The organism is Arenimonas sp. SCN 70-307 (genome assembly GCF_001724815.1).
Lineage (GTDB): Bacteria > Pseudomonadota > Gammaproteobacteria > Xanthomonadales > Xanthomonadaceae > Arenimonas.
The window spans coordinates 35,478-47,396 of record NZ_MEDO01000024.1; the positions used below are offsets into that span (position 1 = coordinate 35,478).

The 11,919-nt window shown below is 58.8% G+C and carries 8 protein-coding genes; 7 read left to right on the forward strand and 1 reads right to left on the reverse strand.

What is annotated here, in order from left to right; translation table 11 throughout:
- The first annotated feature begins 46 nt into the window (after positions 1-46).
- From ssb to ABS41_RS12140, 4 genes are all read left to right on the forward strand, one after another.
- Positions 47-580, forward strand: a complete 534-nt coding sequence (gene ssb, locus ABS41_RS12125) for a single-stranded DNA-binding protein (RefSeq protein ID WP_290594887.1) — start codon at positions 47-49, stop codon at positions 578-580.
- Between the two features lie 159 nt (positions 581-739).
- Positions 740-1,969, forward strand: a complete 1,230-nt coding sequence (locus ABS41_RS12130) for a site-specific integrase (RefSeq protein WP_290594888.1) — start codon at positions 740-742, stop codon at positions 1,967-1,969.
- Complete coding sequence (locus ABS41_RS12135) at positions 1,966-3,546, forward strand: site-specific integrase (RefSeq protein ID WP_290594889.1); 1,581 nt, start codon at positions 1,966-1,968, stop codon at positions 3,544-3,546. Before ABS41_RS12130 ends, ABS41_RS12135 begins: the two co-directional genes overlap by 4 nt.
- Before the next feature lie 314 nt (positions 3,547-3,860).
- Positions 3,861-5,603 carry a hypothetical protein gene (locus ABS41_RS12140; protein ID WP_290594890.1) on the forward strand — a complete coding sequence of 581 codons (1,743 nt, stop codon included), beginning with the start codon at positions 3,861-3,863 and terminating at the stop codon, positions 5,601-5,603.
- Between the two features lie 525 nt (positions 5,604-6,128).
- Here ABS41_RS12140 and ABS41_RS12145 read toward each other — a convergent pair.
- Positions 6,129-6,377 carry a helix-turn-helix transcriptional regulator gene (locus ABS41_RS12145; RefSeq protein WP_290594891.1) on the reverse strand — a complete coding sequence of 83 codons (249 nt, stop codon included), beginning with the start codon at positions 6,375-6,377 and terminating at the stop codon, positions 6,129-6,131.
- A gap of 571 nt (positions 6,378-6,948) precedes the next feature.
- Here ABS41_RS12145 and ABS41_RS12150 point away from each other — a divergent pair.
- The 3 genes from ABS41_RS12150 to ABS41_RS12160 all read left to right on the forward strand — a co-directional run bounded on the left by ABS41_RS12150 (position 6,949) and on the right by ABS41_RS12160 (position 11,125).
- Positions 6,949-7,674, forward strand: coding sequence for an enhanced serine sensitivity protein SseB C-terminal domain-containing protein (locus ABS41_RS12150; RefSeq protein WP_290594892.1), 726 nt, complete (start codon positions 6,949-6,951; stop codon positions 7,672-7,674).
- Positions 7,675-7,958: 284 nt separating this feature from the next.
- Positions 7,959-9,803, forward strand: a complete 1,845-nt coding sequence (locus ABS41_RS12155) for a class I SAM-dependent DNA methyltransferase (protein WP_290594893.1) — start codon at positions 7,959-7,961, stop codon at positions 9,801-9,803.
- Positions 9,804-9,805: 2 nt separating this feature from the next.
- The gene (locus ABS41_RS12160) at positions 9,806-11,125 is read left to right on the forward strand and encodes a restriction endonuclease subunit S (protein WP_290594894.1); all 1,320 of its coding nucleotides are present in this window, start codon (positions 9,806-9,808) and stop codon (positions 11,123-11,125) included.
- The last annotated feature ends 794 nt before the right edge of the window (positions 11,126-11,919 follow it).

Here is an 11,919-nt window from a genome sequence, read left to right on the forward strand (position 1 = left end):
ATAATCCCCCCCTCACAAGGCAAACCATCGACAAGGCAGGAACGCCATGGCCCGCGGCATCAACAAAGTGATCCTGGTTGGCAACCTCGGCAACGACCCCGAGACCCGCTACAGCCAGTCAGGCTCGGCCATCACCACCATCTCCGTCGCCACCAGCGAGAGCTGGAAGGACAAGAACGGCGAGCAGCAGGAGCGCACCGAGTGGCACCGGGTGAAGTTCTTCGGCCGCCTGGCCGAGATCGCCGGTGAGTACCTGAAGAAGGGCCGCCAGGTCTATATCGAGGGTTCGCTGCGCACCGAGAAGTACACCGACAAGAACGGCGTCGAGAAGTACGCCACCGACATCATCGCCAACGAGATGCAGATGCTCGGCGGCATGCCGGGTGGCGAGGGCGGCGAGCGCCCGGCCCGCTCCGGCGGCGGCGAGCGTTCGGCCCGTCCGTCCGGCGGTGGCCAGCGCGGCGGCGGCGATTACGGCTCCTCGCGCGGTGGCGGCGACTACGGCGGCCGCTCCGGCGGCGGTTCGGCGCCCCCGTCGCGCAACGACGACCCGTTCCCGGACGACGACATCCCGTTCTAATTGGAACTGGCTTCGCTTCTGTAAAGTCCTGTCTTCTTTCTTATAGGGATCAAGAGGATAGGTCCTCTCTGGGCGTAGTGACAGAGCCGCTGTGTAATACAGATTCAGAAGCAGAAATGGTGTCAAATCGCCCAGACCGTGTGTTGGGCGAGAGTGCACTTGGAACAGGAGTCGACGAAGCCGTGGTGCGTACGCATCGCGGTCCTGGAATCTGGAGAGAGGCTCCCCTTGCTCGTCAGGGGAGCCTTTGGCTTGCCGGACGAAAAGGTCACCGAGTTTGCACTGGTCAGGCTGCGCTCAAGGGGTAGGGCAGCTAGGACCATCTCCGCCTCTGTGCGGGCAGTCGGTGAGGCGCTGGATCACCTGCGTGCACGTGGAATCTGCCTTGAGGAGCGGATCGCCAAGGGGACCTATCTTTCACACGAGGAACTCCAGGCATTCGCCACTTCCTGCAAGCGTGGGCGCAAGAAGCGCTCAGTGCATCGAGATCACGCTGCGAACAAGTATTCTCGCTTCCTTGATTACGTAGCCTGGCTCGCCGCTCCGGTGATTGCACGGGCTTCTAGTGAAGCAGCCTTTGCCAAGGCACAGAGGGACCTCAAGAGGTTTCAGGTGAGGGCAAGTGCCGTTGCGCCCCCTTCCGAGGCCGCGATCCAGAGTCCGGACAGTGCGGGTGGACTCACTCCTGACCTTAGAGATCTCCTGCTTCAGGTTATTCGCCCGGAAAGCGAGCGAAACCCTTGGGCCGACGCGGCACTTCGCAGCAGAAACTACGCCATGGTGATGCTGGCTTACGAGCTGGGGCCTCGGGCGGGTGACGTGCTGAGCCTGAAAGTCAGGGACCTCAGTCTGAATCGACGCCCTGCCACCGTCACGTTTCATCGGCGACACGATGACCCTGAGGATCCAAGAGCTGACCAGCCAACGCTGAAAACGAAGCCGCGTGTCCTCGAAATAAGCGACAGGCTAGCCCTTTCCATTGAGACATGGTTGGACAAGTTTCGCGCAGACAGGGTTCGCTTCCCTGATGCGCGACGTCATCCCTTTGTCTTCGTGAACAATCGTGGCAACCCGATCAGCCAGCGCGGTTTTCAACTCGTCTACGAGCGCCTGAGAGAGGCTTTCCCTGAGTTTGGGCGGCTTGTCTCCCACTCCTTGCGGCACGACTGGAACGAGCGTTGGGTTGATCTCGCCGAAAAGGAGTCCTATGACCCTTGGGGGACTCAACGGCAACAATGTTATGCGATGGGATGGTCTGAAAGATCCAATATGCCAGCGAGATATGCGCGTCGAGCCATCGCAGAGGCAGCTAACCGACGGATCTCTAGAATGAACGACGCGTCCGAGAATAGGGGGAATCGTTCGCAGGGGTCTGGAGGTGCTGAATGACGAGGAGATCAGGCAAGACTAGTGGGGCATCTGATTACGTCGACTACGGGATTCCCACTTTGCTGGAAACCCGGGATGGTCTAAGCGTAAAGACGTCGTCCGAGCGTTGGTTGCTCGGGCTAAACACCAGTATCAACTGGGAACGTTTCGAACCTATTCCGCAAAGAATTGTTCTTCCGGTTAAGGCCTATCTGTGCCATTGCCTGCAAATTGGTTCTCCGCGGAGTGCGGGCAACGATTTTGCAAGGCTGCTTGCTGGGTTCTCAAGGATCGAGCGCGACGCGCTAAGGTCGCTCGCAGCGGGCGAACTCGGGATGAGTCTGTTTCACGCTTTCAAGGCGGCTCTTGAGAATGATGAATCTGTAACCTCCGACAGTTGTAAAGACTGCCTTCAATCATTCAGAAGGTGGTATGTCTGGTGTGCCGACGTCGAGTTGCCCAACTTCCTGGATTCGGTTGCGTTGACGCTTGAGCAGCGGACTATCGGGGGGTCGGCAAAAGGCCAAGCGGTCCTAAGCAACGATCCTCATGAAGGGCCAATTTCCTTCGTTGAGGATGTCCGAGTTGAGACCGCAATAGCTAGGGATTTTGACCATCTCGATCGTATGCAAACGGCGGACCTGCAGTCGCTCGTTGCCGTTCTTCTTAGCAAGTCATTCGGACTCTATGGTGCCCATCTTCAGCTAATCAATGAGGCGGACTATCAGGTTGAGGTTCTTCCAGATGGCCGGGCAGTTCACTGGCTGCATGTTCCTCGCCTGAAGAAACGTGGGGTTAGGGCAGTTGTGGGATCTAGGCGGCGGCGGCTTAGCGATCGATTGGCTGCCTCGATTAACTTACTCAAACAAAGAAACGCCGCCGACTGTGGGAGGAGTTCACACATTCAAAGTCTGGGCGGCGAAGTTCCTCTGTTCTTGACCAGGAAGCCACGGGAGCGATTTATAGGCACTACGCTTGAGGTTGATGCTTATCGCTGGCGACTTGCGTATTTCGTGGATTCCATGAGCCGATTCGCAAAAAGGCATGGGTTGAACTTTCGTTTGGCTCCACGGCGATTGCGATATACGTTCGCGACGCGACTCGTTGATGAGGGGTGCTCGCCACTTGAGTTGGCAGATGCCCTAGACCATACGGATCTTCAGCACGTGATGGTCTACTTTAATTCCAGGGGTGGGGTGGTGCGTCAGCTGGATGCGGCAATGGCCCTCCGTCTTGCGCCTCTGGCGAACGCATTCCTGGGTCGAATCGTTCCCAGACCTCCCTTTTCCGCAGGAAGTGACGCGGTTTCGAGCGTCATTAAGTTTCGGGGCGGTTCATCCGACCTTCGCGACGTCGGGCATTGTTCGATTTCCACATGTGGTCTAGACGCCCCTCTTGCCTGTTACACCTGTCCCAAGTTTGAGCCATGGGTTGATGGCCCGCATGGGTTTGTTCTGGATGAGCTTGTCAAAGATCGAAAAAGGAAAGTTGAACTTGGGTTTGATGGCCGAATCGTCCAAGTCCACGATAGAACGATTCTGGCTGTTGCTGATGTGGTCAGAAAGACCGCGGGCGCCGGTTATCAAGACGAAGGCTAGTAGCTCAAATGGCTAAATTCCTAACCTCGCAGGAAAGGCGGTCCAAGCTTGCATGCGAGGAATTCTGCGCAGAGATGCGGTCGCTCAATCCATACGCGGATGTTGATTGGGAGCAATCCTCATGGGTCGTCGGAAAGGCCCGGAGGGCTAGTTCTCGTGTGAATGAGAGAATTCATTTCACGACCCACATCTATACGTCGTCATCTCCGGGGTCCCTCGGTCCGGCGTTCCCTCGTGTCTTTGGGGATTTCGTTCGTGCGATAGTCGTCGATAAGGCATTAAGTGGGACAAAGCGACCTACGGCGTCTGCTCAGATGGTGCTCGTCCGCGCCCTTCGATACCTGTACGAAGAGCTTAAGAGGAGTAGTGGCGCAGATGAAGTCAGTCCGTGGCGGCTCGTTCGTGCCCACTTCGATAACGCTGTGCAAGAACTTCTTTCTCGCGAGAAGCCCTACACTAGTTACCGGGTGGCAAACTATCTGCAGTATGTGGCCGCGAAGGTCGATTCCCTGGGGCTCGCCCCCGTTGCTATGGTCTGGAAGCACGGGGTTGAGCGGCCTGAGGGGGCTGGAGGGCTGAAGGCGAATCGTGTTGGGAAGAGATTTCGGGAGCGGCGCGAGCGCCTGCTTTTGTCCGACGAAGTTCTCTATGCAGTTGCCGCGCTATCTAACGCCGAAGATTTGGATGATCGGGACCTGGTTTGTCAACGGGTTGTGGATCTTCTGTTCTGCTGCGGATTCAGAGTGAACGAGGCTCTGGCCCTATTCCGAGATTTGATGGTGGAAGAGGCGGTAAGGGATGATCTTGGTCAGCTGGCGCTGGGTGCGGACGGCAACCCAGTGTCGCCCCATTTCGGTCTGAGATATGTTCCAGAAAAGGGTGGAAGAGAGGCTTCGAGAATCAAATGGGTTCCAACCGAGCTTGTTCCGATTGCGCGCCGAGCCGTCACTGACCTTCTGAGAGTAACGTCGCCATATGCTGATCGGGCGCGGTTCGCATTTGAAAATCCGGGTCGCGCCCAGTTCGGTGAGCCGTGGGATTCCTTGCCCTCTGATGCCTTGGTTTCGCTTCAGGATGTCGCTGGGATGCTCGGTTTTCGCAAGGCCGACACCGCGAGGATATGGATTGAGTCAAACGTTAGGGCTGGAGCGGCTTCGACTCGGGGCGAGAGTTGCATGAAGGGTGATGTTGAGGGGGCGGTGTCGCGATTGATTCACGGAGCAAGTATCAGTTTTGGGGGAGATCTTGGCGAGGCTCGAGTGCACGAGTTGCTCGCCGTTGTGCCAAGGAATTATTTCCATAGCAGGAAGGCTTCAATTAACGGGACGGCAGTATCTGTCACCGATCAGAACATCAGCGATTATCTTTGCGGTCGGTCCAGCAGTAGCGGCTCAGCCAAGTCGATCTTCGAGCGGCGTGGCTTAAGGGACTCCAGTGGCGCGATAATCAAAATTCGGACTCATCAATTCCGTCATTTCCTTGATACCGTCGCCGCGGAGGGCGGGGTGCCCGAGCTCGTTCGGGCGCGTTGGATGGGGCGGAAGGACCTTTCACAGAACAGTGCCTACGATCATGAGACTGGGATATCTCTCGCGCGGAAGGTGCGTCAGCGGCTTGTTGACGGCACGGTTGAAGGCCCGATTGGTGACTATGTCAGAGCGATCCCGGATCCGGTGGCTCGAGGAGATCTCGCGTCAGATCTGATTCGAGGCATTCATAGGACGCAGCTTGGACGATGCTTCCATGACTGGGCGGCTTCCCCGTGTCCTGAGCATGAGGCTTGCTGGGGATGTCTTGAGCACTTAGTCGTCAAGGCAGACTCAATGGAGATGGCAGAGGCGGAGCGTCAGCTTTTGGAAACGAAGCAGGCCTTGGCTGCTGCTGAAATTCAGAAGAGTGAAGGCACGTATGGTGCCGGAAACTGGGAGAAGGCGCACCGGAGGAAGCTGATTAAGTTGGAGCGAATTCTGGCGGTCCACAAAGACGCGTCTGTACCTGACGGCACGCTCGTGCATCTTGCGGCTTCGAGCGTCGGGGACGGTTCTCCCAATGAATAATTCACGGCGACGTGCTCGCAAGTTCCTTACGGAAGACGGCATTGTTAGGGTAGTGCGTGCAATAGAGTCGTTGTCTGTCACGACTGCGCTGACCTGGGAAGACGTTAAGCGCCTAGCGAGCGAGCATGCTGGTGATGGCTATGTTTGGACGCGCCAGGCGCTTGAGAAGCATCGTCAGATCAAGGATGCCTATCTGTCCCATGAGTCAGCGCGCAGAAGGCACGCAAAGAGCGGGAATCGGACAAGTGGGCGTTTGTCGGAGCCACAAAGGCTCGCTCGGCTCGAGGCAGAGGTTGAGGCTCTTCGTGCGACACTAAATCAATACGACCAGAGGTTTGCGACGTATCTCGCAAATGCCGTAGCGCACGGGATGACCGTGCAGCAATTGTCGGCACCTCTGCGACCCCCATCCAGAGGGGGTGGTAACTCTGATGCGACCTGAGCGATAGAGACCTTCGCGTTAGGAGGGCGTATTGTCGCCGGCCTAATCGCTCTGGGGCTTCCAGTCTTCGAAGTTTGACGCTGTCATTTCCTTCGCAGTCTGAGCACCAGCGTCATGGCCTTCTTCGGCGATATCCCGAGCTTCTCGGCGAGCAAAAAGTACTCCATTACGTCCAGCCGTCGCCCTCCCTGCTCGATGGCGGACAGGCGCTGCTGAGGCCAGCCCAGGGCGTCGCACAGCTCGGTTTGTGTAATGCCGAGGGCTTTGCGGGTCCGGCGGAGCTCGGTGACCAGTTCGCGGTACTCCTTGGCGTAAATGGTCTTCTTGGGCATGGCGGTCCGGTCCCTTCCTGGGTGGACACGCTAGGTGCGCCGGCCAAATACATGAAAAACGTGTAAAAACGGGCTACCATCCGGCCCTGTTCTCCGGCTCCCGAGTCCCTGGCCTATGCCCCTGCTATTGGTCCACCCGGCCGTGGACCTGACGCTCGAGCTCTACGTCTCGCCGGCCCTGGAGGAAGCCAAAGGCCCTGGAGTACCGGCTGCAGGACCTCCTGAGGGACTGCCTTGATTGGGACCTAAAGCCCCCCACGGATGCCCAGGTGGCCTACGCCACGGTCCTAGCGGCCCGGCACGGCATTTCCGTGCCGTCTGAGGCCCTCAGCTATCGCTTCCATATGGCGATGTTCCTTGAGGCCTGGGCTCGAAAGCCCACGCGCCCTGGCCCTTCAGAGGATCAGCCAGGGCTTTCGGTCCAGGAATTTGACCCCGAGGTCCCGCCGAAGTGAACGGCCTGGTGCGCGTCTTTTCGGATGACGTAGGCACCAGGCCGCAGTTGGGCAAAAAGCCGCGTTGTAAGTTGAGCAAGAGTAAGTGCAAAACGTCCAGTTTCAGAGCCTAGTCCATGCCAATCGAACAATCAGAACTCAACAGACTGCTCGAGGAGTCGATCAGCGACCGACGTAAAGAGCCCGAGTTCTTCCGCGCACTGCTGGACGCCACCGTTTATGCCCATGTCCCCCTTAACGACCAGAGCGGGCGAATTCGATTCATCCAATTCAACGGGCCCGACGGAGAGCTTCTGCTGCCCTTCTTCTCTGACCCCGGAAAATCCGAGGCGGCCGCGCGAGGTAATGCTCGTACTGTGGCGATCAATGGCCGGCTCTTCTTGGAGAGCACACTAGGAGCCACTCTTATCCTCAATCCGAATAACCATTGGTGCAAGCTTTACCCAGAGGAGATCCGTGTTCTGCTCAGCACTGGGCAAGTTGCAGTTCTGGAAGCAGACAATTACGAGGAACGCACGCAGATCGCCGTCGCGAACCCCGAAAATGTTCCCGAGCTACTGATTAGGGGCGTCAGTGAGATTCTGGCCACGCTCCCCGATGTGGAAATTGCATATCTCGTCGACATGCGTTTCGACCCGCATCTGGACACCCCAAACTGGGTGTTAGCCGTTGGTACGCCCAAGTCGACGAGCACGCGGATCTGCCGTGCCATCCTGGCCGAACTCCAGTCCCGGGGAACGCTCACGGACAAACCGCTCAGCTTGATGCCTTTGCCGATCGAGGATCCGGTGCCTGATTGGGCTGCGGAACTAAAACCCGAGCCCATCTATCGCCGAGGCTAAACAGGTGCCGGGAGTTATCCGGGTTAGCCCTAACATCCGGCTCTGCTAACCAGTCCCAGATGGGCCCGACGGCCAGGTCGTCGGGGCGGTCCCGAGCTTGGATCTCCTTGTCCTTCGGCGAGTTCGGGTCTTGTCCGGCATGACCCGTCAACCGAACCGACACCCCGACCCCAGGGCGAGGGAGGGGGCGGGTGGGGGGGGAAATCCCGGGGGCTCGCGATTGTCTCTGCAGATGAGACAGAATCCCCCGATAGTCTTAGCGTCTTCAAAGGGGACCGCCCGGAATGAACCAACAAAGCCTCTCCGCCTTCATCTGGTCGGTGGCCGACCTGCTTCGGGGTGACTACAAGCCCCACGAATACGGAAAGGTAATCCTGCCCTTCACGGTACTGCGTCGCCTGGACTGCGTCCTCGCACCGACCAAGGCGAAGGTTCTGAAGGAGCTGGAGGCGAAGACCAAGGCGGGGGTGAGCTCGGACCCGTTCCTTAAGAGAGCTTCCGGCCAGAGCTTCTACAACAGCTCCGACCTTGACCTGTCCAAGCTGCTCGGCGACCAGGACCACATCAAGCAGAACCTTTACGCCTACCTGCAGGGGTTCTCCCCGGAAGCCAGGGACATCTTCGAGCGGTACGACTTCGCCACCCAGATCGAGCGCCTGGCCAAGGCCAACCTGCTCTACCTCGTGACCGAGAAGTTCGCCAACATCGATCTGCACCCTGGGTCGGTCGACAACGCCCAGATGGGCCATGTCTTCGAGGAGTTGATCCGCCGGTTCGCCGAGCTCTCGAACGAGACCGCTGGTGAGCATTTCACTCCGCGAGAAGTCATCAAGCTGATGGTCAACCTCGTCTTCATCGAGGATGACGACGTGCTGACACCCGGCAACGCGGTCGTGCGCACCATTTACGACCCAACGGCTGGAACCGGCGGAATGCTGTCCGTTGCCGCGGAGCACCTTGCCGAGCACAACCCCGCTGCCCGACTGACCCTTCATGGGCAGGAGCTCAACGACGAGTCCTACGCCATCTGCAAGGCGGACATGCTCATCCGCGGCCAGGCGGTGGAGAACATCGTCGCCGGTAACACCCTGAGCGAGGACGGGTTCCCCAAGAAGACCTTCGACTACATGCTGGCCAACCCGCCGTTCGGCGTGGAGTGGAAGAAGGTCGAGAAGGTCGTCCGGCAGGAGCATGAGCAGAAGGGCTTCGACGGGCGCTTCGGGCCTGGTCTGCCGCGCGTCTCCGACGGCTCGATGCTCTTCTTGCTCCATCTCGTGGCCAAAATGACGCCGGTGGTCGATGGCAAGGGCGGCAGCCGCTTCGGCATCGTACTCAACGGCTCGCCGCTGTTCACGGGCGGAGCTGGCAGCGGTGAGAGCGAGATCCGCCGTTACCTGCTGGAGAACGACCTGGTGGAGGCGATCATCGCCCTGCCGACGGACATGTTCTACAACACCGGCATTGCCACCTATGTCTGGGTGGTCTCGAACAAGAAGCCACCCGCCCGCCGGGGCTGGGTGCAGCTGATCGACGGCTCGCACTTCTGGCAGAAAATGCGCAAGAGCCTTGGCAGCAAGCGCAAAGAGATGCGCGACGAGCACATCTCCTTGGTTACCCGTCTGTTCGGCGACTTTGCCGAAGCCGACCTGGTCATGCTGCTCGACGCATCCGGCAAAGAGGTGGGTCGCGATGTTCTGGCCAAGGACGCTGTCACCCCGGCTGGGCCGGAGGGCGGCAAGGCCAAGCGGGTGCCGCTGGCCCGCCACTTCCGCAATGAGGCTTTCGGATACACGGCCATTACCTTCGAGCGTCCCCTGCGCGACGAGGTCGGTAATGTGGTCCTGTTCGAGAAAGGGAAGCAGAAGGGAAAGCCGCAGCCAGACAGCAGCCTGCGCGACTCCGAGAACGTGCCGCTCAACGAGGACATCGGTGCTTACTTCAAGCGAGAGGTCCTCCCTCACGCCCCGGATGCGTGGATCGACGAGACCAAAAGCAAGGTGGGGTACGAGATCCCGTTCAACCGACATTTCTATGTGTTTGAGCCGCCGCGACCGCTTGAGGAGATTGATGCCGATCTGAGGGCGGTGTCTTCGAATATTTTGCGGGTGCTCGGCGAGATGAGCGCATGAAGATGAAAGGTTACGCCGATTACGAGGAATGCCGTCTTCCGTGGCTCGGTCGTTACCCCAGGCATTGGTCGCTAACAAAGACAAAGCGGGTCTGTAGCTTCACTACCGGGTGGACGCCGCCAACGGGAGATTCGGCAGCGTACGAAGGGGATTGCCCTTGGGCCAATATTTCGGACTTGGGGCAGCGAGTGATCCTCAATACTGCTAAGTCGATCAGTGCCAAGGCGGCAGAAGATCATGGTCTGGAGCTGATTCCGGCCGGCAGCTTGATGTTTAGCTTCAAGCTCTCGGTTGGCCAAGTGGCGTTTGCTGGTAAGCCGATGTTCTCTAACGAGGCTATCGCGTCCTTCCGGGAGTCGGCTGATCTCGATTTGAGATTTTCGTACTACGCATTTCCGATTTTTCTTGTCGAGAATGCGGCCGAGAACATTTATGGCGCAAAGCTGCTAAACCAGTTCCTAATCAGGGAAGCGATATTCCCGCTGCCGCCAAAGCCTGAGCAAAGGCTCATAGCCGACTTCCTTGACCGAGAGGCCGCGAAAATAGACGCCCTCATCGACGAGCAGGAGCGCCTGCTCGCGCTGCTGGCGGAGAAGCGCCAGGCGGTCATCTCCCATGCAGTGACCAAGGGGCTAAATCCCGATGCACCGATGAAGGACTCCGGCGTTGCGTGGATGGGGCAGATCCCGGCGCATTGGCGAGTCGCGCCGTTGGCGCGAGTTTCCCGCGAGAGATGCGATGGTCCTTTTGGCTCAGGGATAAAGTCCTCACACTACACAGACCAAGGCGCACTTGTGGTCAGGCTTCAAAACATCCGCGCGGGTCGATTCAGGATGGGCGAGCCTGTGTATCTTGATCAGGAGTACTTTGAGTCCGAGCTGAAAGGCCATGCAGTTTTGAACGGCGATGTTTTGGTCGCCGGACTTGGTGACGACAACAACTTACTCGGTAGGGCTTGCGTTGCTCCGGCTAACCTCGGCCCGGCATTGGTGAAGGCAGATTGCTTTCGATTCCGCCTCCTTGATGACATGTGTCCTGAGTTCATCGCACATCAACTCTGTGCAGGCGCAGCATTCGATGCAGGCCAGTTGGCAACTGGTACAACAAGATCGAGGATTCCATTGAGTGCGATGGCGGGCCGAATGGTTGCCTTTCCGCCAATGGATGAACAGAAAGCAATTAAAGTCCATATCGCAGGTTTGCTAAAGAAGTCGGATGATCTTTGTTGTATGGCTGAGGCCGCCATTGCTCTTCTGCGTGAGCGCCGCGCAGCTCTAATCGCTACGACGGTTACCGGCCAAGTTGATGTGCGGGGAGTGTAGTGTTGTATCGGAGTCATTACTTCTCGCCTTCGCTGGGGTGGTGTGGCTTCGTAGTCAGGAAGAAGTGCCTAGGTGTCGTAACCTGAGCGGGATTGCCGGGAACACCGAGTCCAGTGAGTAGCGACAATCGCGAAGATCCATGGATGCGGCTTGTGCCGGCGCTCTTTCGTGCGCTGGCGGATCCTGCATCCCGCGACGCGCTGCCTCGACCTGTCACCGGTTCCCTTGAAGAAGCCTGTGGTACCTGGGGTGCGTTGCACTACGCGTTCAACTGCTTCTTGGGGTGGCGTGATGTTCCTAAGGGCCTCGTGTGGTGGTACCGAGCTGGCAAGCCCGTCGAGGGGTCAGAGGTCCTCGCTCTAATCCGAGAGGTTTGGGGCCGGGACGACCTGATCGACTACTACGCGGCTTGGGCTTGGAAGCCGGCATGCCAGTACTGGATGGTTCCCCAGGAGTTCGCTCCTCTGGACGGCCCCTCGCCGACAGAGCTTGCGAAAAATTCTCACTGGCCTGACGAAGGCTGGTGGCGGGCCTTTATTCGCCGTGGAGCGGTCCACCACCACGACCCCTTTTATGGCGGGTCTGACGCCCTCCATCTCTCGGCGCATACGGGCCGAGAAGTCGGTGTCCCGTCCCAGGCCCCCGTCATCCACCTGGATGCCCCCGGCCGCCGCGGAGTGCTCATTACCGAGGGCCTGCAGCACTGGCTGGCCGATCTCGAGGCCCTGGGCCAAACGCTGCCCTCCCTGGGTGATCGGTCCTGGCGCATCGAGGTCTTTGATCGGCGCGTGGGG